A 21,353-nucleotide genomic window follows, 5' to 3' on the forward strand; every position below is an offset into this window, starting at 1 on the left:
GTAAAGGCTCATCCCCCCCCACTCAATGACCCAAAATTACAAATTATTAACCCAAATGCGCAGCCCCCCTTGGCAAGCAGGCATGGGCCACCTACCCTAGAGGCCGAATCCTGAATACGGCTGCCTGCTCTATTTCCCATGCGTAAACTCATTGGCTGCACCTTACTGACCGCCCTTGTCGCCGCTGCCGGTGCTTACGGGTACTGGACCACTCAACGTGATGTCGGCCATTACCTGTCGGATTTACGTGTCAATCTGGCCATCAATGATGGGGCTGACAATCAGCGGGGCAATCTGCTCGGTATCGAGCCCGACTTGTCACCGCGCGACTTTCAAAGCCTGGCCCTGGTGCACCTGAAACTCGCCGCCTACCTTAATGCTGCCCGCGACGCCGGGTTGCTCAATGACAAAACCATCGTGGTATTGCCTGAGCACATCGGCACCTGGCTGATGTTCAAGGGCGAAAAGAATGAGCTGTACCAGGCTGCCAACCTGAACGAAGCCATGCGCTGGCTGGCGCTGAGCAACCCGCTGGATTTTGCTGGCGCATGGTTGCGGGCTGATGGCGAAAGCCGGGTCAATGATGCGCACCTGCGCATGAAAGCCGACAGCATGGCTGCCGATTACCAGACGCTGTTTGGCGGCCTGGCCAAGGAATTTGGCGTGACCATGGTGGCCGGGAGCATTGCGTTGCCGGCACCACGGATCGAGCACGGCAAGCTACTCCCCGGCTCGGGTCCGCTGTACAACAGCAGCATCGTGTTTGGCCGCGACGGTGCACCGCTCGGCAAGCCGCAACGCCAGCTGTTGCCAACGTACGAAGAACAAAGCTACATCATGCCCAGCCCGGATCATCAGCTGAGTGTCATCGACACCCCCGCCGGCCGATTGGGCATCCTGGTGGGCAGCGACAGCTGGTACCCCGAAAACTACCGGTCCCTGAATGAACAAGGGGCACAATTGATCGCCGTACCGGCGTTCATTGTGGGCAAGAACACGTGGGAAAATCCCTGGGGCGGCTACAAAAGCGTCTCCACGCCCAGCGAAATCAGCCTGCGCCCCGGAGAGGTCAGCGAAGGCGCAGCCTGGCACCGCCTGACCCTGATCAGCAGCCTGCCCACCAGCTCGGCCGAAGCCGGTGTCACGGTGTTCCTGCGGGGCAAGTTCTGGGACAAACACAGTGCCGGCCAAGGCTTTATCAGTCGTAATGGCCAGACCAGCCCGGACATGCCGGCGACCGGTGCCCGACTGCTGAACCTCTGGCTGTAAGGCGATGAAACCGCTGCCGATGCGCCTGGGGGACCTGTCGGTGGGGTTTGTGCAAACCCTCGCGGACGCGGTGATCAGCTGCGGTCAGGATCCCCGGCCGCTGCTCGAACAGTTCGGCCTTGATCCTGCCCGTCTCGCCCAGCCACTGGCACGGTTGTCGATCCCGCGTTACATGCGCCTGGGTCATGCAGCCATTGCATTGACCGGTAACCCGGCCCTGGGTTTGTGCATGGGCCGTCTCAGTCGCCTGAGCCAGCTCGGACTCGCCGGTGTCACCGCCGCCCAGGCCCCGACCGTACGAGAAGCAGCCCGCACCCTGATTCGCTTCGAGCCCCTGTATGGTTCCAATTATCGCGGCCAGTCGAGCCTGCACGAGGACGCCCGGGGCGCGTGGCTGCGCTTCTATTCCATCAGCCCGTACAACGCCTATAACCGCTTTGTGGTGGACTCGATCATTGCCGGATGGCTGCAGCAGCTGTCATCCGTCGCAGACCAACCCCTGAGCTGCGAACAGATCGACATTGAATTCAGCGAACCTGACTATGCCGGGCATTACGCCTCGCTGTGCCAGGTACCGGTGCACTTTCGCGCCGACACCAATCAACTGCGCCTGAACCATGCCACCCTCGACCTGCGCAATCCCCAGCACTGCCCGAGCACCTGGGCCTACCTGCTGCAATTGTGCGAGCGTGAACTGGAGCAATTGACCCGCACCCGCAGCCTGCGCGAGCGCATCACTCAATTGCTGGGACCTTTGCTCAATGGCGGTCGGGAGCCCGACCTGGAAGAAGTGGCGGCACGTCTGAAGCTGCCGACCTGGACGCTGCGGCGCAAGCTCAGCGAAGAAGGCACTCAATTTCGCGCCATTCTCAACGACACGCGCCGCGACCTGGCCATGACCTATATCCGTGACACGGAGCTGGCCTTTGGCGAAATTGCCTATCTGTTGGGGTTTGCCTCAGCCGAGGCGTTTCAACGGGCATTCAAACGCTGGAACGCCGAAACTCCGGGAGAGTTCCGACGTCGCCAGCGTCATTCGGCGTGAATGCAACGCCGCCGAGTCAAAGCTCGGTGGCGTCGTCAGCAGGTTCCAGCGGGTCCAGTTCAAATGCCTGATACTCGAGCAACTCTTCCTGATAGTCATCCATGGCTACATCCTCATCGTCTGGTGGTTTTGATCATTGTTCAATGACAGTGAGCGCCAGCATAAAGTGCCCGCATGAAGAAAAAATGACAGCTTCATCGGCCTCCGGTACTCACAGTAAAACGTAGCAGATCGCTTCGGATTTAGCGCACCTTTATTGCGCCGGCGCAGGCTCTGTGCTGGCGGGTGCAGAGGGCTGTACAGCTTCAGGCGCCGAGGCATCCGACGCAGGTTGCGCAGCGGCCGGAGGCGCAGTGTCCGGCACAGGCTGAACCTCGATTGGAATGATGGGCTCTGCGGCTGCGGGTGGCACCACCGGCTGTGAGCCGGCAGGCTCGACTACTGCCTCGCTGGCAGGCACCGGAGCCGGTTCAGGTGCTGCCGGTACCGGTGCCAGCGTCCTGGGCGCAGGGGCCGCATCGACGTCAACGGGTGCAGGCTCAGGAACACCCAGGTCAGCCTTGGGCTTTTCAGGGATGTGGGCAGTCTTTTTCACTTCCTTGGGCAGGAAGACTTCTACCAGGGTGAAGTAACGCTCATAGAACTGCGGTGAGGACACGGTTTCGCTGGCGACTTTAACCATCGAATCATCGGAAGAACCGATCGGCATCGACACCGAACCCAATACACCCACGCCAAGACTGGCCGAGTTATTCACTTTCTTCAGCGCATAACGGTCCTGAAGCGCATTGGCAAACATTGTTGAATGGTGTTCTGTCCCGCCGTCCACGGCACATACCACGTTGAAGCTGATTTCCAGATGGCTTTCACCAGTTTGCTGGAAGCTTTTGTGGCCGCTGATCATGGTCGGGTCATTACTGGTGATGATGTAGCCCTGACTGAGCAAGGCACGGCGCGCAGCCTCGCACGAGGCCTTGTCGGTAACCGGGTAATTGCGCGAGAACGTACCAGAGTCATCGAAGTTTTCATGCTCGTAAATCGCGGTTTTCTGCGATGAGCAACCTGCGAGTCCCGTCAGCACTAGGGCGACAAGCGTGGTACGCAAGTGGAATGGCATAGACATTGAACATCCTGAAGAGAACGGTGCGAGGCGTATTGTGCATCAGTTCGAGAGGCTCGCGCGCGGTTTGATTCCATACCGCTTACTGCCTACGACGGCCGCACCGCCGGACGCGGCCTCGCTCCCCTCGATCACTGCTGCGCCCCACGCCTTTGGAACCGTGCTCAGCTCCTGGCTTGCTGGCGTAATGCCAAAGCGGCCATGCCACACACAATCAACGCAACACAGGAAACGTAGAACGCATCGCTGTATGCCATCAGGTAAGCCTCGCGGCGCACGGTGTGCATCAGGCTTTCGATCACAAGCTGTTGAGCGGGCAATAATTGATTGAAGACAAAATCCTCGCTGCCAGCCACCCCGGCGCGCAGGCGCTCCTGCAACGAAGGGGAAAACAGGGTGATGGACTCCCCCACCCGTTCCGAGTGAAAACGCTCGCGTATCGCCACCACCTGGGTCAACCCCGCCGTGCCCACGGCACCGCCGAGGTTGCGCAACATGGAAAACAAGGCGGAGGCAGAGCCGGCCTCGTCTTTGGCCAGCCCGGAGACCGCCAGCACTGACAGCGCCACCATAATCAGCGGCTGCCCGATGCCTCGCACCACCGTGGAAGGAATAATCACGTTGGCGGCGCTATCGACATTCAGGTGCGCGCCCAGATAGCACCCCAGCGCCATGATGAAAAAACCGCTGGCAACCATCAGCTTCGGGTTGAGCCATTTCATCAGGCGCGGCATGAACGGCGCCAGTACCAGTTGCACCATACCGTAGGCAATCAGGCTGACGCCGATTTCCCGTGCGTTATACCCCTGCAATTGGGAGAGGTAGTTGGGCACCAGAAACACCAGACCGAAGGTGGCGCCGCCAAAAATGAACATCGCAGCGCTGGCCACTCCGAAGTTATAGCTTTTGAGCAGACGCAAGTTGATGAAGGACCGCCGACCATACAGCTGTGACAGCACGAAATACACCAGGGCAATGCCTGCAATCACCGACATCCAGACAATGAACCCGGAGCCGAACCAGTCCTTGCGCCCCCCTTCTTCCAGAACGATCTGCAAGCCGCCCAAGCCCACGATCATGGCGGCAATGCCACCCCAGTCCCCGCGCCGGAGCAGGCTCAACTGCATGGGTTTGGCATCGATGGACCAGGCGACCGCCATCAGCAGGAGAATGCCCGGCGCCAATTGCAGATAGAAAATCCAGCGCCAGGAGTAGGCGTCGGTAAGCCACCCGCCAATGGACGGGCCGGCGGCCTGGGCGACACTGTTGGACAAGGCGAACAACGCCATGCCCATGGCGATCTTGCTGGGTGGAAATTCAGTGATGATCAGCTGGAACGACAGGGGGATCAGCACCGCACCGGCCGCCCCCTGGATCACCCGGATTATAATCATCACCTGCAGGTTCGGCGCCCAGGAGCAGGCTACGGATGCCACCAGGAAAACAAATGACCCCATGAGCATCACCCGGCGCAGGGAGAACACCTGGACTAGCCAGGCGGTCAACGGGATCATCACGATTTCCGCGACCAGGTACGCGGTTGAAATCCACGATCCCTCCTCGAAGGTTGCGCCCAGGGAACCTTCGATTTCCGGCAGCGCAGCACTCGTCACATGCACGTTCATGCCCGCCATGAAGCAGCCGAACAGCCCGCCGATGACCGCAACCCAGGCACGCATGGAGACGGCCTTTTCACCTGCCTCACTCATGGGCGGCGCCCTGCATCTGTGGCCGGGTATCCACGCGAGTAATCACCGACATGCCCGGCAAAATGGGGCCGCCTTCATCATGCTGATCAATTTCAACCTTCACCGCAAAACGCTGCACGATCTTGGTGAAGTTGCCGGTGGCATTGTCCGACGGCAACAGGGCGAACACCGCCCCCGAACCGGGCGAGAAACTCACGACATGACCTTTGAGCTTGCGCCCCGAATAGCTGTCGATACTGATGTCCACCGCCTGCCCGGCGCGCATGTCACGCAGCTGTGTTTCCTTGTAATTGGCCACCACGTAGGCCTGCTGCACGGGACCACCGCCAAGAGCGGCAAACCCGGCACGACATATTGGCGAATCCGCACTTTGCGCTGCCCCACGACGCCGTCTATCGGTGAGCGGATCAACGTATCGTCCAGTGCGTGGACCGCCAGGTTCAACCGGGCCTGCGCCTGGCGCCGCCGGGCAATCTGTTGTTTGAGCGAAGCTTCCGCCAATTGGCGCCGGGTGACCGCGACACTCAGCCGGGTTTTCTGCTCTCGCTGCATCGCCTGCGCACTGTCCACCGCAGCATTGGCCTGGGTGTAGCTGGCGGCAGCACTTTCCAGGCGCTGGGTACTGGCGGCGTGCTCGCGGGCCAAGCCTTCGTAACGGCGCTGATCGAGGGCCGCCCGACGTCTCTCTGCGTTCGCGCCACGGACATGGGCATCCGCCTGGGCAACAGCGGCCTTCTGCTGGGCAATCAGGCTGTCGGTGACATGCAGGTTCGCCTGTCGGGCTGCGACAGATGCCTCGGTTTCAGCCAATTCAGCACGCGCCTGTTCCAGCCGGGCCTGATAATCACGATCCTCAATACGCACCAATACATCCCCAGCCTTGACCGGCTGATCATCCTCCACCAGCACTTGGGCCACGTATCCGGACACCCGTGGACTGATCGGGATCCAGTCAGCGCGCACATAGGCATCATCGGTCTGCTCCAGGTAGCGGCCGACGGTCATCCAGTACACCCCGAACGCCACCGCCCCGAGCAACAGTGCAGCACCTGCGAGCAGGATCAAGTGCCGCTTGCGGCGCTGCTTGCGCGCATGCGCTTGCTCGTCCTGGAGAACGGTTTTTTCATCAACGGCAATATTCATGGACGGGTACCGGAAAAAGTGACGCTAGCGTGTGAGAACGAATCGACCGGGGCAGCGACCGAAGAGGACTGCCAGCCCCCACCCAGCGCCCGGAACAGGGCGATCTGGCGTTGCAGCAACTGGCCATCGGCATCGGCGCGTGCGGCTTGCAGACGAACCAGTTCGCGTTCGCTGTCCAGCACGTCAAGAAAGCCGATAGACCCGGCGTTGTAATTGATCTGTGCCAATGTCCAGGCCTGGCGACTGCTGTCGAGGGCCTGGCTCAAGGCCGCATGGTGTTGCCGCTCGCCGTCATACAACGCCAGAGCCTGACGCACCTCCTTCAGGGCGTTAAGGACACTGGCCTCGAATTGCGCCACCTCGACCTGCTCCAGTGCCCGGGCCTGGTTAACCCGCGCACGATTGGCACGCCAGTTGGGAAACTGCCAGGTCATCAGCGGACCAATGCCGAACATCACCGCGCTGCTGTCCCCCAACTCATGGGGCCTGTGACTGGATGCAGACACCGAAGCGCCAAAGGTCACCTTCGGGTACAGATCGGCCTGGGCGATATCCACTTGTAACGAAGCTGCCTGCAGCACTCGCTCGGCCTTGCGAATATCCGGACGGCGCGCCAACAGCTGCCATCCATCGCCCACCGGCAGTTCAGCGTTGAGTTGTGGCACAACGTCACAAGCAGCAACGCCGGTGCCCTGCTCCAGATCAGCCACCCCGGTCAACATCGCCAGCTCGTAAAGCGCCGCTTGCCGACGCGCCTCAAGCATGGGCAGCAGGGCCCGGGTTTCGCCTTGCAATGCTTGCATTCGGCGGTACTCAAGATCCGTGGCCACACCGGCGCGGCGCTGGCGGTCGGTCAACGCCAGGCTTTGCCCGACCACTTGCAGGGAATGGCGCTGGACCTTCGCCCGCGCCCCCAGGGCACACGCGTTCACGTAGGCCCGGGTGGTTTGCGCCACCACCGTGACGCGCAACAGGTCTTCGGCATCCTGTGCCGCTGCCGCCTGCACCTGAGACCGCTCGAGGGTACGTTGCACCTGGCCCCAAACGTCCACTTGGTAGGCCAGTTCAAAGCCTGGGTTGAACGCCCACTGTGACGGGGCCTGACGCTCGGTCGCCTCGGCCAGGGTCTGATCGTCGGCGGTCCTGCCATAAGCAGCGCCCAGCGACGCCCGAGTCGACGGCCAGCGTTCGGCATCGGCCTGCATGATACCGGCCAGCATCGCTTGCACATGGGCCTGAGCCGCCGCAAGGTCACGGTTATGCGCCAACGCCTGCTGCACCAGCTCATCGAGCTCAGGATCGTTGTACAACTGCCACCAGCGCTCGGGCAAAGCCCGGGCTGAAACACCTTGCGGCAGGCGACTCAATGCATCGGCTGGCTGCAGATGTGGTCGGGCCGAAGGATGAGTCACCCATGCGGAGCAACCGGCCAACAAGACGAGCGCCCCGCCCAGAAACGAAAGACGGCCGGGCCACGCGGAAAAAGAAAGCGAACACATCACAGGAATCCAGAGTGCCAAGGAGAAGCGCAGCGTAAAAGAACGCCGGACTGCGCTTCTCCCGAGTTCCAGACAACCATCGTTTCGATTGGGACAACGTAGCCTCAGCCGCGGTCTTGAGCACAGCCCAAGGTGCCCCGCAGGCGCAGGCAGAGCGTATTCGAGAGCTTGGGAGGATGCATTGCGCGCAATCAGGCCTGACGGCAGGTGCTTGGGGTGTAACCCATCGTGCGCTTGAACATGGCGCTAAAGGCGCTGGGGCTTTGGTAACCGTGCTCCAGTGCCACTTCCAGAATGGATACGCCGCAGGCCAGTCGCTGGATACAGAGCAGCAGCCGGGTACGCTTGCGCCATTCGCCGTAGCTCATGCCCAGTTCTTTCTGGAACAGCCGGGCCAGCGTGCGCGAACTCATGTTGAGTTTCACCGCCCAACTCTCCAGTTTCGATTCCTGCGAGGGGTTGTCGATAAAGTCGGCACACAACGACTTGAGTCGCGGCTCGTCAGGCAGCGGAACGTGGGCCAGAACCCGCGGCGCCCTGCCGAGCTCCGAGAAGATCAGTGCGACGATTTGTATGTGCCGCACCAGGGCCGATTCGCTGTCGGACTCATCGGCCGCCGCGACGATCAACTCACGCAGCAGCGGTGAAACCTTGATGACATGACATTCCCCGGTCAGAGCACAGGGCGCACCCGGGGTGATCAACAAGGTGCGCATGCGCACTTCGCCCGTCATGCGGATCTGATGCTCCACACCCGAAGGAACCCAGAGCGCATGCCCGGAAGGCACCACCCATGTTGTCCCGGCCACCGACACCAGCATCACACCATTAATGGCGTAGACCAGCTGACCTTCCGCATGCCGATGCGCAGCCACGATGTCGCCGTGAGCGTAGTTGCCGGCAAGTGCCGCCAGGGCGGTATGGGCATTCATCTCAAGAAGGCACCGGAACGGCCGGCCATTCGTATGAGATAAGGACAGTGGCGTGCAGGACCCTTAAGCACATGACGGTTCTCTTTTTTCGGCTGCGGCCAGCCGGGAAGACGCTGCCCGGCTGAAGACTGGATCCAATATTAAACGAAATAAGGTGGCAACCTCTTGCGTAATCCGGCATTGGACGTCTCGGTAATCACCCATAATCGCGTCTGGCTGGATTTTTTGGTGATTTACAGCACGCCTTATCGGATACCGGGCTTTACGACGGCTGCTACGCACCAGGGAGGATTCTCTCGCGGCTACACCTGGCTGCGATTGCCGAGCAGCAGGAGGCGAACCAAATTCCGGGCACAAAAAAAGCGACCCTAAGGTCGCTTTCTTTGTAGCTTCAGAGAGTTCAAGGGCTCTGAAGCAAATATGGCGCAGCGGACGGGACTCGAACCCGCGACCCCCGGCGTGACAGGCCGGTATTCTAACCGACTGAACTACCGCTGCGTATCGCTCGGACTTGCGTCCGTTTGAAACTTTTAAACCTGTGACTGAAGGGCTTCGGTGCCTTTCAATCGCAAGCCAGGAAAACCTGACTTGTACAAATATGGCGCAGCGGACGGGACTCGAACCCGCGACCCCCGGCGTGACAGGCCGGTATTCTAACCGACTGAACTACCGCTGCGCGTCGGTTGGCTGTTCTTTTCAGAACACCCTTCTCTTTCGAGAAACTCAAGAAGTGGTGGGTGATGACGGGATCGAACCGCCGACCCTCTGCTTGTAAGGCAGATGCTCTCCCAGCTGAGCTAATCACCCTTTTACTTCGTTGAGGCCGCGAAATTTACGCACCTATCGAAGCTAAGTCAAGGACAAGATTGAACTTTTTTTAAAATAAGCAAAACCCGATAAGCCCTGACAATAGCGAGCAATCCGCGCGCAAACACACGGATGACTCATCCCCTACTCTTCGTACACCATTTTCTTGCTCATGCCGCCGTCCACCACAAATTCCTGCCCGGTCACAAACCCGGCGTTGCGCGACAGCAGCCAGGCAACCATGGAGGCAACGTCCTCCACGGTTCCGGCACGACCCGCAGGATGCTGGGCGTGATCGGCGTCGGTCAATGGCTCGGCACGCCGCGCAGAAGCGTCACGTGCGTCGATCCAGCCCGGGCTCACCGCATTGACCCTGATTTCCGGCCCGAGACTGATGGCCAGCGCATGGGTCAAGGCCAGCAAACCGCCCTTGCTCGCCACATAAGCCTCGGTGTCGGGCTCTGACTGACGGGCCCGGGTAGAGGTCAGGTTCACGATCGAACCACAATGCGCACGCAAATAAGGCGCGCAATGCTTGGCCAGCAACATGGGCCCGGTCAGGTTGACCGCCATGACCCGGTTCCAGTGTTCCAGATCAAGGCTTTCAAGGGTGATGTTGCGCGGATCTGCGATTGCAGCGTTGCACACCAGCGCATCCAGCCGCCCGAACTGACCGAGCACCTGAGCCACGCACTGTGTGACATCCGTCTCGATCGCAACGTCCATGGCCACGAACCAGGCACTGTCACCCAATGCCTTGGCCACCTTCGAGCCACGGGCCCGGTCAATATCACTCAGCACCACTTGCCAGCCTTCACTGACCAGCCATGCCGCGATACCCAGACCAATGCCACGTGCAGCGCCTGTCACCAGCGCTACACGGCCATTACCGGCTACCGGCGCCTGAAGCGTCCAGTCGGTCACAGCGCCGCCAAGCCTCGCGCCAGGTCAGCCTGCAGGTCAGTCACGTCTTCCAGGCCGACCGCAATACGGATCAAACTGTCGCGAATGCCGGCAGCTTCGCGCTCCTGAGGTGCCAATCGACCATGGGACGTGGTCGCCGGATGGGTGATGGTGGTTTTGCTGTCACCCAGGTTGGCCGTGATCGAGATCAGGCGCGTGGCATCGATAAAGCGCCAGGCGCCCTCTTTGCCGCCAGAGACTTCAAAACTGACCACTGCACCAAAGCCACGCTGCTGACGCTGGGCCAGCTCATACTGCGGATGGCTTTGCAGGCCGGCATAGTGGACCTTCTCAACGCCCTCCTGCTGCTCCAGCCATTCGGCCAGCGCCAAGGCGCTGGCACAATGGGCTCGCATACGCAGGTTCAGGGTCTCCAGCCCCTTGAGGAATATCCAGGCATTGAATGGGCTGAGCGTCGGCCCGGCAGTGCGCAGAAAACCAACGACTTCTTTCATCTGCTCGCCGCGACCGGCCACCACACCGCCCATGCAACGACCCTGGCCGTCGATGAACTTGGTCGCCGAATGCACCACGATGTCCGCACCCAGCTTCAATGGCTGCTGCAGCGCCGGGGTGCAGAAGCAATTATCGACCACCAGCATGGCGCCCTTGGCGTGGGCGATTTCCGCCAGAGCGGCGATATCGACCAGTTCGGCCAGGGGATTGGATGGGGATTCGACAAACAGCAACCGGGTGTTGGGCTTGATCGCCGCATCCCACCCGGCCAGTTCGGCCAGCGGGACGTAATCGACCTGAACACCAAACCGCTTGAAGTACTTCTCGAACAAGCTGATGGTCGAGCCGAAAACGCTGCGTGACACCAGAATATGATCACCGGCACTGCACAGGCTCATCACCACCGACAGGATGGCCGCCATGCCCGTAGCGGTCGCCACGGCTTGCTCGGCACCTTCCAGCGCAGCAATACGCTCTTCAAAGGCCCGTACAGTGGGGTTGGTGTAACGCGAATAAACATTGCCCGCGACCTCACCCGAGAACCGCGCTGCGGCATCGGCCGCCGTGCGGAACACATAGCTGGAGGTGAGGAACATTGCATCACCGTGCTCGCCTTCCGGCGTACGGTGCTGCCCGGCACGCACTGCCAAGGTGTCGAACGCTACACCTTCCAGGTCGCTGTCCAGCCGACCGGCATCCCAATCCTGACTCATGCTGCCCACTCCTTGCTGTGTATTGGTCGCTTTGTATAAGAAAATGCAAACCGGCCCATCAGGGCCGGTTGGGTGAAGACTTAATTGTTGTACAGGCCTATGGTTGCGCCTACACCTTGAGCAACCACCTTGGAGGCATCGTTGCGCGCACGCTCGATACGTTCCAGGTAGTTTTCGTCAATATCACCGGTGACGTACTTGCCGTCGAACACTGCACAGTCAAACTTGTCGATCTTGATCTTGCCGCCACCGACCGCTTCGAGCAAGTCAGGCAAGTCCTGGTAAACAAGCCAGTCGGCGCCGATCAACTCAGCCACTTCCTGGGTGCTGCGATTATGAGCAATCAGCTCATGCGCGCTCGGCATGTCAATGCCATACACGTTCGGGTAGCGCACAGCCGGCGCCGCCGAGCAGAAGTAAACATTCTTCGCCCCGGCTTCGCGGGCCATCTGAATGATCTGCTTGCACGTGGTACCACGCACGATCGAGTCGTCCACCAGCATCACGTTCTTGCCGCGGAACTCAAGATCAATGGCGTTGAGCTTCTGGCGCACGGACTTTTTACGTGCGGCCTGGCCGGGCATGATGAAGGTACGGCCGATGTAGCGGTTCTTGACGAAACCTTCGCGGAACTTGACGCCCAAGTGGTTGGCCAGTTCCAGCGCAGCGCAGCGGCTGGTGTCCGGAATCGGGATTACCACATCGATGTCGTGATCCGGACGCTCGCGCAGGATCTTCTCGGCGAGCTTTTCGCCCATGCGCAGACGTGCCTTGTACACCGAAATACCATCGATGATCGAATCCGGACGTGCCAGATACACGTGCTCGAAGATGCACGGAGTGAGCTGAGGATTGACGGCGCACTGACGGGTGTACAGCTTGCCATCATCCGTGATGTAAACCGCTTCGCCCGGTGCCAGGTCGCGAATCAGCGTGAAGCCCAGCACGTCCAGCGACACGCTTTCGGAGGCGATCATGTACTCGACGCCTTCATCGGTGTGACGCTGACCGAAGACAATCGGGCGAATGCCGTTAGGGTCGCGGAAACCGACGATGCCGTAACCGGTGATCATCGCCACCACGGCGTAGCCGCCACGGCAACGGTTGTGCACGTCGGTGACTGCCGCGAACACGTCTTCTTCAGTCGGCTGCAACTTGCCGCGCTGAGCCAGCTCATGGGCGAAGACGTTGAGCAATACTTCCGAATCGGAATTGGTGTTGACGTGACGCAAGTCAGATTCGTAAATCTCCTTGGCCAGCTGTTCAACGTTGGTCAGGTTACCGTTATGCGCCAGGGTGATGCCGTATGGCGAGTTGACATAAAACGGCTGGGCTTCAGCTGAAGTCGAGCTGCCCGCGGTCGGATAACGCACATGGCCAATGCCCATGTGCCCGACCAGGCGCTGCATGTGTCGCTGATGAAATACATCGCGAACCAGCCCGTTGTCCTTGCGCAGGAATAACCGGCCATTATGACTGGTCACAATACCGGCAGCATCCTGGCCGCGGTGCTGGAGGACGGTTAGCGCGTCATACAGCGCCTGATTGACGTTCGACTTACCGACGATACCGACGATGCCACACATGCGACGCAACCCCTACTTAATGGATCTGAACTGAACACCGCTCACTTGGGCTGGGTAGCCGGCAAGAGATGCTCCTTGAACGGAATATCAGCGGATACGCTGATTCCGCTGGCCAGCCACTGACTGCTCCACCCCAGAATGAGGTTTTTGGACCAGTCGGCAACCAATAGAAATTGTGGCACGAGCCGCGACTCTTGCCACCATGAGTCTTGCTGTACCGGCCCCAGGCTGAGCAGCCCGACCGCCACGACCACCAGCAGCGCGCCACGCGCACCGCCGAAAGCCATGCCGAGAAAACGATCGGTCCCGGACAACCCGGTGACGCGAATCAGTTCGCCGATAAGAAAATTGATCATTGCGCCTACCAGCAAGGTGGCGACAAACATGATGGTGCACCCGACGATGACACGGGCGGAAGGTGTTTCGATGTATTGGATGAGGTATTGAGACAGTGAACCACCGAACATCCAGGCAACGATCCCGGCAATGATCCAGGTGCACAGCGACAGGGCCTCTTTAACAAAGCCGCGCTTCAAGCTGATCAAAGCGGAGATGGCGATAATGACAACGATCGCCCAGTCAACCCAGGTAAATGGCACAGTTCAGCCTACAGACAGATAAGGCGGCGCATTTTAGCAGAGCGCTGCCGCTCAGGTAAGGCGATTTATCAGCGCTTTGGCAATCAGATTGAACCTTTTTACAGTCTCAGCCCCGCTCAGGCTGGAAGCGCACCACAAAACCCTTGAGATTTTGCTGCTTGCCGAGCAAATCACGCAAGCGATCGGCTTCGGCACGTTCAAGCAATGGGCCGACAAAAACCCGATTCATCCCGCCCGACGTCCGCACATAAGCGTTATACCCTTGATTACGAAGGGTTTTTAGCAGATTGTCAGCACTGGCCCGATTGGACAGGCTCACCAACTGAATCGACCAACTGACAGGCAGACCGTTGGGATCTATCCGCTTTTGCGTGGTATCCAGCTTGGCAGGTGCTTGTGCGACCGTCTGTGCCGGCGCAACGGCTGGCGGCTTGGCCACAGGTGCGGCCGGTTTCACCACGGGAGGCGCGACCAGAGCCGGTTCCTGCTGCACAACAACTTCCTGCCCGGCCGGAGCTGGCTCTTCCGGGATAACTTGCGGTTCAGGCACAGCCACAGGCTCGACCTGAACCCGAGGCATGACCGGCACCTGCGGAGCGGTCGGTGCATCAACCTGGATCTGACGCTGCTCGTCTTCACGCGAAAACAGCATCGGCAGAAAAATCACGGCGAGGGCCACCAAGACCAGAGCACCGACCATCCGCTGCTTGAACACCTTATCCAGCAAAGCCATTTGCAGTCTCCTCCGTGGCACGCCGCTCCAGCCACTCGAGCGCTTCAGCGACACAATAAAATGATCCGAACAACAGAATTTCGTCCTCAGGCGTGGCCCGTTCGCATTGCGCTTCGAGCGCGGCCGCCACACAGTCATGACTGGCAACGGATGCCCCAAGACCTTGCAGTACCGCCTGAATCTCCGCCGCCGGACGTGTACGCCCGGTATTCAGCGGGGCGACGGCCCAGCACTCAACCGCCCCCACAAGCTGTGACACTACGCCATTCAGGTCCTTGTCGGCCAGCAGTCCGAACACGGCCAGACGCTTGCCCGCCACCGGACGCTGCGCCAGACGCCGCGCCAGGTACTCAGCCGCATGCGGGTTGTGACCCACATCCAGCAGTATATTCAAGGGTTTGCCCCGCCAGTTGAATTGGCGCCGGTCCAGACGACCGATGACACGAGTTGCCGACAACACGCTGACGATCTGCTCTGGCAGCCACGGCAGATCCATAAGCGCGTAGGCCTGCAAGGCCAGGGCGGCATTCTCCATGGGCAAGTCCAGCAAGGGCAAGCCACGTAGCTCTACGACTTGCCCTTGCCCATCCCTGCCCCGCCAGTGCCAGGCCTGGTCGGTACTGGCCAGATCGAAGTCGCGACCACGGACAAACAGCGGGCAGTCCAGTTCCCGGGCCTTGTCGAGCAATGTTTGAGGAGGGTTCAAATCACCACAGAGGGCGGGCTTGCCAGCACGGAAAATACCGGCCTTCTCAAAGCCGACAGATTCGCGGGTATTGCCCAGGTATTCAACGTGGTCGACCCCGATGCTGGTGACCAGCGCCAGGTCGGGATCAACCAGGTTGACCGCATCCAGACGCCCGCCAAGCCCAACTTCGAGCACCACGGCATCCAGTTGCGCGCGCTCGAACAGCCAGAACGCGGCCAGCGTGCCCATCTCGAAGTAGGTCAGGGATGTCTCACCGCGCCCGGCATCAACCGCGGCAAAGGCCTCGCACAACTGCGCATCCGAAACCTCGGCACCGTCGATCTGCACGCGCTCGTTGTAACGCACCAGATGGGGAGAGTTGTAGACCCCGACCTTGAGCCCTTGCGCCCGTAGCAAAGCAGCTACAAACGCACAGGTCGAACCTTTGCCATTGGTGCCGGTGACCGTGATCACCCGAGGCGCAGGCTTTTGCAGCCGCATGCGGTTCGTCACCTCTCGCGAGCGATCCAGGCCCATGTCGATAGCCGCTGGATGCAACTGTTCAAGATAGGCGAGCCACTCGCCAAGGGTGCGCTGAGTCATATGTTTGCGGGTACCGGCGGAACAACGATCGGCTCTACGGGTGCCGCGATGAATACAGGTGTCGGCAGCCCCATCATTTGAGCCAGCAGGTTGCCCAGGCGTGGACGCAACTCCTGACGGGCAATGATCAAATCGATTGCGCCATGCTCCAGCAGGAACTCGCTGCGCTGGAAACCTTCCGGCAGTTTTTCACGTACGGTTTGCTCGATAACCCGCGGACCGGCGAAGCCGATCAACGCCTTGGGCTCAGCCACGATCACATCGCCGAGCATCGCCAGGCTGGCCGAAACACCACCGTAGACCGGATCGGTCAGCACCGAGATGAACGGAATGCCCTCTTCACGCAGACGCGCCAGTACCGCGGAGGTTTTGGCCATTTGCATCAGGGAGATCAGGGCTTCCTGCATCCGCGCGCCACCGGAGGCTGCGAAGCAGATCATCGGGCAGCGATTTTCCAGTGCATAGTCGGCCGCACGAACGAATCGCTCGCCCACAATGGCGCCCATCGACCCCCCCATGAACGAAAACTCAAACGCAGACACCACCACCGGCATGCCCAGCAGCTTGCCGCTCATGGAGATCAGTGCGTCCTTCTCGCCGGTTTGCTTTTGCGCACCAACCAGACGGTCCTTGTACTTCTTGCTGTCGCGGAATTTCAGACGGTCAACCGGCTCCAGATCGGCACCCAGCTCGGCACGGCCTTCGGCGTCCAGGAAGATATCAATACGGGCACGCGCACCAATGCGCATGTGATGGTTGCACTTGGGGCAAACGTCCAGGGTCTTTTCCAGCTCTGGACGATAAAGCACAGCCTCGCAAGACGGGCATTTGTGCCACAGGCCTTCAGGTACCGAGCTCTTTTTGACCTCGGAACGCATGATCGAAGGAATCAGCTTGTCTACCAACCAGTTGCTCATGCTTTCTTTCTCCAGTACCGGTGACTCGAACCCTCAGGTCCAAGCCCCGTGTATGCCCTTGAGCTAAATTTATTAGGTGTATGGCGATGGTTATCGGGCGCAGCGGTCAGCACACAGCAAACCAGCGTACCCCCCCGAAACCCTCAGCCTTCCCGACAACACGCCCCAGAGCGGCCGCCGCTTTAATTTCTGCCCGTCAAACCACCGGGCCCGCCTGCTTTGTACAGCGGTAATGATGGACGGTGGCAGACTGCCAACCGTCACATCGCGCATCAGTTTGTTGCACGTACCGCCTGCATAAAGGCACGAATCTTATCGTGATCCTTGATGCCTTTGCTCTTTTCGACGCCCCCGCTTACATCCACTGCGTAAGGTTGAACCCGGTCAATGGCCTGCCTGACGTTCCCGGCAGACAGGCCGCCCGCCAGAATGATCGGCTTGCTCAGGCCTTGAGGTATCAAAGACCAGTCAAATGCCTGACCGGTTCCCCCGGGCACACCTTCTACATAGGCATCCAGCAAAATACCGCTGGCACCGGCATAGGCCTTGCAGGCTGCAGCGATGTCATCCCCGGCCTTGACCCGCAAGGCCTTGATGTACGGCCGGTGATACCCTTCGCACTGCTCCGGGGTCTCGTCACCATGAAACTGCAGCATGTCCAGCGGTACGGCATCGAGTGTTTCATTCAACTCACAGGCACTGGCATTGACGAACAACCCCACCGTTGTCACAAATGGTGGCAAGCCCGCAATGATTGCTCGCGCCTGCTGCGCCGTTACGGCCCGCGGGCTTTTTTCGTAGAACACAAAACCAAGCGCGTCAGCCCCGGCAGCAACCGCTGCCAGCGCATCGTCCATGCGGGTAATACCGCAGATCTTGCTGCGAACGGCTGACATGTCAGTTGCACCCCAAGGCTTAAATGCGAAAGCCCCGGATGGTAACAAATGCTTATCCGGGCGTCAGCCGTCCAGTTCGGTAAAACCGGTCAAGAAGTGCGGGCCGATGTAACGTTGCGGCAACTCGAACTCATCGCGGTATTCGACCTGCACCAGATACAAGCCATAAGGATGGGCCGTCACACCCCCCGAACGGCGGGCTCGACTCTCCAGCACTTCCTTGATCCACTCCACCGGTCGTTCGCCGGCACCGATGGTCATCAGTACCCCGGCGATGTTGCGCACCATGTGATGCAGGAACGCGCTGGCGCGGATATCCAGCACGATCATCTGCCCGTGGCGGGTCACCCGCAGATGGTGCATTTCCTTGATCGGCGATTTGGCCTGACACTGCCCGGCGCGAAAGGCACTGAAATCATGTACGCCCAGCAAGTACCGGGCGGCTTCGGCCATCTTTTCGACGTCCAGCGGGCGATGATTCCAGGTCACTTCCTGGTTCAGGTGCGCCGGCCGGATCTGATCGTTGTAGATCACATAACGGTAACGCCGGGCAATGGCCTTGAAGCGCGCATGAAAGTGCGCGGGCATGACCTTGGCCCAACTGACACTGATGTCATGGGGCAGGTTGATATTGGCGCCCATCACCCAGGCTTTAAGGGAGCGCTCGGCCCGGGTATCAAAGTGCACCACTTGCCCGCAGGCATGCACCCCGGCATCGGTACGCCCGGCGCACAGCAAGCTGACCGGCGAGGCGGCAACCTTCGACAAGGCATTTTCCAGGGTTTCCTGAACCGTTAGCACACCGCTGGCCTGACGCTGCCAGCCGCAGTAACGCGAGCCTTTGTACTCCACACCCAATGCAATGCGGGAAAAACCTTCAGCAGCCATTTCAGCGGCTGCGTTATCTATATTTGCCAAGGACTTACAGCCTGCTCATAAACGCAAAGGCGGGCATTATAGGGTAATTCCTGCACAAGCGAGGCACGCTCGTTTCTGGAATTACCCGCAAGCAGCAATCCCCACAAACGACAACGGCAGCCCTGATGGCTGCCGCTGGAGGCTACGCGTCCTTTCTAATTCAGGCGGGCCAGCATTTCCCGGGCTTCAGCCTGTTGCTCCGGATTACCCTCGGCCATGACTTCAGCCAGGATGTCCCGGGCGCCATCACTGTCACCCATGTCGATGTAGGCCTGGGCCAGGTCAAGCTTGGTGGCGGCTTCATCGCTCCCCGCCAGGTAGTCGAACTCAGGTTCATCACCTTGCTCCACCGCATCGTCGGCGTCAAACCTGGCCGTATCGGCAAAGGGTTGGGCGATCGGCGGCTGCTCGAAGCTTTTCGACAGGCGTCGCAGCTCGGCATTCACCTTCTCCAGCTCGATAGAAAAGCTGTCGGGTGCTGCCGCAGGTGGCACCTCCTTGTCGGCCAGTGACAAATCGAAGTCTGCCGGCTGGTCGAGATCGAATGTCGACGGGTCTTCGCCCGCGGCTTCGGCTTCGGCCTGTTGTTTGAGGACGGCTTCGAAGCTCTGGGCATTGTCGGTCGTCGATGGGGCGGACGCCGGACTGGAGGACAACTCGGCAGGCGACACCGACTCCAGCTCATCAAGACTCAGGTCGAAGTCGTGATCGAATTTATCGGTGTAAGGTTTTGCCGGCGACTCGTCACGCAGCATGTCCTTGACGAACTGCGCCTCCAGCTGAGCGGCAACGGCTGCAGTAGCAATCCCGGTAGCGGCGGCTGCCATGGAAGGATAACGGCTTTTAAGCTGCTCGACTTCGGCGAAGTTCTTGCCGTTGGCGACCAACTGGCGCTCCTGGCCAATAAAGGCCTCACGCTCCCCCAGCTCACCATGGACTTGCATCAACTTCAGACGCAGGTCACTGCGCTGAGGCGCTTGCTCGATAGCAGCCTTGAGCAACTCGGACGCCTCATTGAACTGGCCCTGCTCGATCAAGTGCTCGGCCTGAATCAGGGCATCTGCCGGTGTTTTGACCAGCGACACCGCTGCAGGGGCTGCAACGGCAACCGCTGTCGCCACCACCGGTGCAGCAACCGCTGCAGGTGCAGGTGCAGGTGCAGGTGCAGGTGCAGGTGCAGGTTCGAGCTTGACGGTCGGCGCCGGCACTTCAAGCCCCTCGAAGCTGCTTTGCGGCAGGTCGAGATCTTCCGGAAAACCGGTCTCATCTTCGAGCTCCCGCGCCATTCGCGCATGCCGCTCTGCCGCTTGCAGCGCTTTGCGACGGCGCACCAGTAGCAACAACAAAAGCAGCAGCAATACAGCAGCACCACCGACCAGCCCCCAAAACAGCGGACTACCCAGCAAATCCTGAAGTTGTTGCTCGGCGCTCCTCGCACCCTCCTCGTCCTGCGCCGGAGATGGTGGCACTGCCGTCGCCGGCACACCCTCCGCCGCCGGGGCAATATCGGCTTCAGGCGCATCCGGCGCCTGTCCGGCCAACTGGGCCGGGATCGACACCGCCGGGTCAGCAGCCGTTGCGCCATCAGCCTGCAGCTTGGCCAACTGATCGTTTTTCAACTCGATCAAGCGTTGCAGCTTATCCAGCTGGCTTTGCAAATCATTCATCCGGCTTTGCAGCTCGGCATTTTCTCGACGACTGGAATCCAGTCCTTCCTGGGCCATCGACAGCTTGTCACTCAAATTCTTCGCGTCCCCGGCCGCCCCCTCAGCGGAGGCCTTGGCTGCCTGGCCTGACACCAGGCTCAGGCCATCCGTTGCCGGCCTGGCCACTGCGGGAGCAGCCTCCGCTGCACGACCGGTAGCGTCCAACTGCTGGGCCAGTGGCACCGTGCGACGACCGCTGCGCCAGTCGGCATTCTGCGAAGCGACCTCGGCGATAGCTTTAGCCTGGGGCAACTGGGCGCTTTGCGTGGCATCCGGCAAGCGCAATACCTGACCGGTTTTCAAACGATTGATGTTGCCGTTGATAAAGGCATCGGGATTAAGCGCTTGAATCGCCAGCATGGTCTGCTGGACCGAGCCACCGTTGCGCGCCTTGGCGGCAATTTCCCACAGCGTGTCACGCGCCGTGGTGGTGTGCGTAGAGGCTGCCGAGGAAGCGGCCGAAGCCGAAGCCGCCGCAGCGGTCTGGGGCGAAAACTTGGCCGGATCGAGCAGTACGCTGTAGTCACGCAGCAGACGCCCGCTTGGCCACATGACCTGCACCAGGAATTTGACGAAAGGTTCGGACAACGGCTGGCTGGAGGTGACGCGCAGCACACTCTTGCCATCGGCGTTGATCACCGGAGTAAAGCGCAGATCATCAAGGAACGCTGGGCGTGGCACCCCGGCCTTGGCGAATTCTGGCTCCGGTGCGAGGCTCGGCACCACTTCAGCGGCGGTCAGGTCCTTGACATCCAGCAACTCGATTTCAGCCAGCAGTGGCTGGTTCTGAGTCGACTTAAGGGTCAGCTCACCGAGCCCAAGCGCCTGTGCCAGGCCGGACGAAAGCGCCGATGCGGCGGCTATTGCTAACACTAATTTGCGAACCTGAACCATAGCCTCTTCCTTTTTGGTGCAAGTCCCGTCCCCCGAGACCTGTGTGGCTGCTGCCTGAAGGCAGGTACCTGCTGTATTGAAGGCCAGGTATTTTGCCCTGTTACACTTTTAAGCCCCGACAGCAGCCTAGAACCATTCTGCAAATTGACGCCAAGTA

Annotated in this window: 16 protein-coding genes, 3 tRNA genes and 1 pseudogene; 2 read left to right on the forward strand and 18 right to left on the reverse strand. The window is 60.3% G+C overall.

Annotation, left to right across the window (positions count from 1 at the left end; genetic code table 11):
* The first annotated feature begins 138 nt into the window (after positions 1–138).
* Positions 139–1,269 carry a carbon-nitrogen hydrolase family protein gene (locus tag DQN55_RS12725; protein WP_048382131.1) on the forward strand — a complete coding sequence of 377 codons (1,131 nt, stop codon included), beginning with the start codon at positions 139–141 and terminating at the stop codon, positions 1,267–1,269.
* A 4-nt stretch (positions 1,270–1,273) separates the two neighbouring features.
* On the forward strand, positions 1,274–2,314 hold the full coding sequence (locus DQN55_RS12730; protein WP_048382130.1) for an AraC family transcriptional regulator: 1,041 nt from the start codon (positions 1,274–1,276) through the stop codon (positions 2,312–2,314).
* A gap of 253 nt (positions 2,315–2,567) precedes the next feature.
* Here the strand turns inward: DQN55_RS12730 and DQN55_RS12735 are convergent, their stop codons facing one another.
* From DQN55_RS12735 to DQN55_RS12820, 18 genes and pseudogenes are all read right to left on the reverse strand, one after another.
* Positions 2,568–3,437: a DUF2242 domain-containing protein gene (locus DQN55_RS12735; RefSeq protein WP_048382129.1), complete on the reverse strand. Its 870-nt coding sequence runs from the start codon at positions 3,435–3,437 to the stop codon at positions 2,568–2,570.
* Between the two features lie 161 nt (positions 3,438–3,598).
* Positions 3,599–5,143, reverse strand: coding sequence for an MDR family MFS transporter (locus DQN55_RS12740; RefSeq protein ID WP_048382128.1), 1,545 nt, complete (start codon positions 5,141–5,143; stop codon positions 3,599–3,601).
* Positions 5,136–6,286, reverse strand: a pseudogene (locus DQN55_RS12745) (HlyD family secretion protein). Before DQN55_RS12745 ends, DQN55_RS12740 begins: the two are co-directional and overlap by 8 nt.
* Positions 6,283–7,785, reverse strand: a complete 1,503-nt coding sequence (locus DQN55_RS12750; protein ID WP_048382126.1) for an efflux transporter outer membrane subunit — start codon at positions 7,783–7,785, stop codon at positions 6,283–6,285. Before DQN55_RS12750 ends, DQN55_RS12745 begins: the two are co-directional and overlap by 4 nt.
* Positions 7,786–7,976: 191 nt before the next feature.
* Complete coding sequence (locus tag DQN55_RS12755) at positions 7,977–8,717, reverse strand: AraC family transcriptional regulator (protein WP_048382125.1); 741 nt, start codon at positions 8,715–8,717, stop codon at positions 7,977–7,979.
* 421 nt (positions 8,718–9,138) lie between these two features.
* Positions 9,139–9,215 (reverse strand) — tRNA-Asp (locus DQN55_RS12760).
* A 101-nt stretch (positions 9,216–9,316) separates the two neighbouring features.
* A tRNA-Asp gene (locus DQN55_RS12765) sits at positions 9,317–9,393 on the reverse strand.
* A 55-nt stretch (positions 9,394–9,448) separates the two neighbouring features.
* Positions 9,449–9,524: transfer RNA gene (locus DQN55_RS12770), tRNA-Val, on the reverse strand.
* A 144-nt stretch (positions 9,525–9,668) separates the two neighbouring features.
* Positions 9,669–10,448, reverse strand: a complete 780-nt coding sequence (locus DQN55_RS12775) for an SDR family oxidoreductase (RefSeq protein WP_048382124.1) — start codon at positions 10,446–10,448, stop codon at positions 9,669–9,671.
* The gene (locus DQN55_RS12780) at positions 10,445–11,656 is read right to left on the reverse strand and encodes an O-succinylhomoserine sulfhydrylase (RefSeq protein WP_048382123.1); all 1,212 of its coding nucleotides are present in this window, start codon (positions 11,654–11,656) and stop codon (positions 10,445–10,447) included. Before DQN55_RS12780 ends, DQN55_RS12775 begins: the two co-directional genes overlap by 4 nt.
* Positions 11,657–11,736: 80 nt before the next feature.
* Entirely contained in the window at positions 11,737–13,242 is a 1,506-nt protein-coding gene (purF, locus tag DQN55_RS12785; RefSeq protein WP_048382122.1) for an amidophosphoribosyltransferase, read from the reverse strand.
* Between the two features lie 41 nt (positions 13,243–13,283).
* Positions 13,284–13,841, reverse strand: a complete 558-nt coding sequence (locus DQN55_RS12790) for a CvpA family protein (protein ID WP_048382121.1) — start codon at positions 13,839–13,841, stop codon at positions 13,284–13,286.
* 106 nt (positions 13,842–13,947) lie between these two features.
* Positions 13,948–14,574 carry an SPOR domain-containing protein gene (locus DQN55_RS12795; protein ID WP_048382120.1) on the reverse strand — a complete coding sequence of 209 codons (627 nt, stop codon included), beginning with the start codon at positions 14,572–14,574 and terminating at the stop codon, positions 13,948–13,950.
* Positions 14,558–15,865 carry a bifunctional tetrahydrofolate synthase/dihydrofolate synthase gene (gene folC / locus DQN55_RS12800; RefSeq protein WP_048382119.1) on the reverse strand — a complete coding sequence of 436 codons (1,308 nt, stop codon included), beginning with the start codon at positions 15,863–15,865 and terminating at the stop codon, positions 14,558–14,560. The genes DQN55_RS12795 and folC overlap by 17 nt, the downstream gene beginning before the upstream one ends.
* Positions 15,862–16,782 (reverse strand): acetyl-CoA carboxylase, carboxyltransferase subunit beta, encoded by a 921-nt coding sequence (gene accD, locus DQN55_RS12805; protein WP_048382118.1) that lies wholly within the window; start codon positions 16,780–16,782, stop codon positions 15,862–15,864. Before accD ends, folC begins: the two co-directional genes overlap by 4 nt.
* Positions 16,783–17,054: 272 nt before the next feature.
* Positions 17,055–17,678, reverse strand: a complete 624-nt coding sequence (locus DQN55_RS12810; RefSeq protein WP_048382117.1) for a phosphoribosylanthranilate isomerase — start codon at positions 17,676–17,678, stop codon at positions 17,055–17,057.
* 63 nt (positions 17,679–17,741) lie between these two features.
* Positions 17,742–18,566 (reverse strand): tRNA pseudouridine(38-40) synthase TruA, encoded by an 825-nt coding sequence (gene truA / locus DQN55_RS12815; protein WP_048382116.1) that lies wholly within the window; start codon positions 18,564–18,566, stop codon positions 17,742–17,744.
* A gap of 185 nt (positions 18,567–18,751) precedes the next feature.
* Positions 18,752–21,196: a motility hub landmark protein FimV gene (locus tag DQN55_RS12820; RefSeq protein ID WP_048382115.1), complete on the reverse strand. Its 2,445-nt coding sequence runs from the start codon at positions 21,194–21,196 to the stop codon at positions 18,752–18,754.
* Positions 21,197–21,353 lie beyond the last annotated feature (157 nt).

This window comes from Pseudomonas taetrolens, from assembly GCF_900475285.1.
Classification (GTDB): Bacteria; Pseudomonadota; Gammaproteobacteria; order Pseudomonadales; family Pseudomonadaceae; genus Aquipseudomonas; species Aquipseudomonas taetrolens.